Annotated in this window: 2 protein-coding genes; one reads left to right on the top strand and one right to left on the bottom strand. The window is 34.7% G+C overall.

All coding sequences use genetic code 11. From position 1 onward, the window contains the following. Positions 1-157 precede the first annotated feature (157 nt). Positions 158-949, top strand: a complete 792-nt coding sequence (locus ACFIL3_RS10090; protein WP_375632835.1) for a hypothetical protein — start codon at positions 158-160, stop codon at positions 947-949. On the opposite strand, the gene ACFIL3_RS10085 is transcribed toward ACFIL3_RS10090, so the two are convergent. Then, positions 936-1,576 (bottom strand): hypothetical protein (locus tag ACFIL3_RS10085; RefSeq protein WP_375682218.1); only part of this gene is annotated, 641 nt, incomplete at its 5' end. The two genes, ACFIL3_RS10090 and ACFIL3_RS10085, sit on opposite strands and share 14 nt — an antisense overlap.

Genomic DNA, 1,576 nt, shown 5'->3' with positions numbered 1-1,576 from the left:
CACTGAACATGTCACCACTTGCACCACGTATCGCCCACCCCGTTTTGGTACCTAGATCAAAACAAAGAATCGTGTTAATCACCACGCCGCTCCATACAAAATGTGTTTTATAGGATTGTTTTTTTCTGAAAATGAAGGAAAGAAGGGTGTAAGAAATATGCAAGCGGTTTTAAATTGGATAGAACAGCATCCTGTATTATTTTCTGCGTTTTCTGTTTTATTTTCTGCACTTTCTTCGGTTGGTGCTTTATTATCCGCAATTTTTTCTTTTCGTTCTATTAAACAGACATTGAATTTAAGAAATGAAGATCGAATAGAAGCTGCAAAGTTCAGAAGAGAAGACCGAGAAAAATTTGAAACAGAATTAGCTAATGCCATGGACATAGCTAATTCAACTAAACAACAAGCAATATCAATGGAAAAGCTTGCTAACGTTCTAGAAAAACAGACAGAAATTCTAGAGCAGAGAAAACTTAATGTTTTTGTACAGCGTATAGTGATGCATAATGATCCTGATAATAAATCACAATTATTAATTGATATATTATTAACCATTGCAAATCCTACAAAACACATAATTAAAATTAATTCCATCAGTATAGAGAATGATAGAAATTATAAATTTATTCACGCAGTCTATCGTGGATTTACTGATTCAACCGTTTTTCCCCTCGGAGATATATACCAAATCCAGCCCCAAAGCTCCAAATACCTCTGTTTTAAACAACCCCAAACAGAGCCTCTAATACATGGAGATATTGACCCATTTAGCCTCATAGCTTTTGGCTCATTAGAACTAATTCTTACCATTTCGCCTCTCAAGAAAAATCCATTAATTTATCTAATATTTACTATGGAACACACTGCTATAGATCCTGAAAATCCACCAGAAAAAGTGAATTTTTTCGCTCACTGTATTCGTTTAAAAAATGCTTTCAATCCACTATAGTTTTCCCAGGTACGAGATAGCTCTGTTGTTCCTCAGGACTTTTTTTAGCAAGATCTTCCCATGTCAGTGGCTTTAACCCCAATAAATGCCCCAATAACTCTTGAGACCTCGGCCAATAGTCTAGTTGTGCAAATGTAATGGTATTTCGTGGTATAAACCATTCTTCAAAAGCTCTAACAACTTTAATTGCTTGAATCTTTGTCTGCTCATCCCTCATTAATTGTTGCAATAATTCCTGCGATCTATCTTCTTGTTCATCTGTAATGGGATTTAGTTCTATAAACTCTCTTACAAGCGTACGAACAGCTTTAGAGACTTGAATATTTTCATAAATATTTTCATATGACATCACACATTCTTGCCCTTTAGTGCTTTTCTCTAAACATTCTTGCACGTTTGCTTGTAATTCTTGTAAATGTTGTATTTTCTCTTCATTTTCTGCTAGCTGTCCTTCCATCAATGCTTTTTGTGACATTATTAACTCATTTTTTTCTGCTAGCTCTTTTCTAAGCCTTCGCACTCTTTTAGAAGAGTCATGAACAGCATAAAACGAAATCACATTCGCAATTAAGGAAATAACAATTGCTACTAAACTCATCTTTCTCTCCTCACTTACCCTTCTTCTTA

It is taken from the genome of Bartonella sp. CE47NXGY (genome assembly GCF_042195415.1).
GTDB lineage: Bacteria > Pseudomonadota > Alphaproteobacteria > Rhizobiales > Rhizobiaceae > Bartonella.
This window is presented reverse-complemented; position numbering and strand designations above follow the sequence as displayed.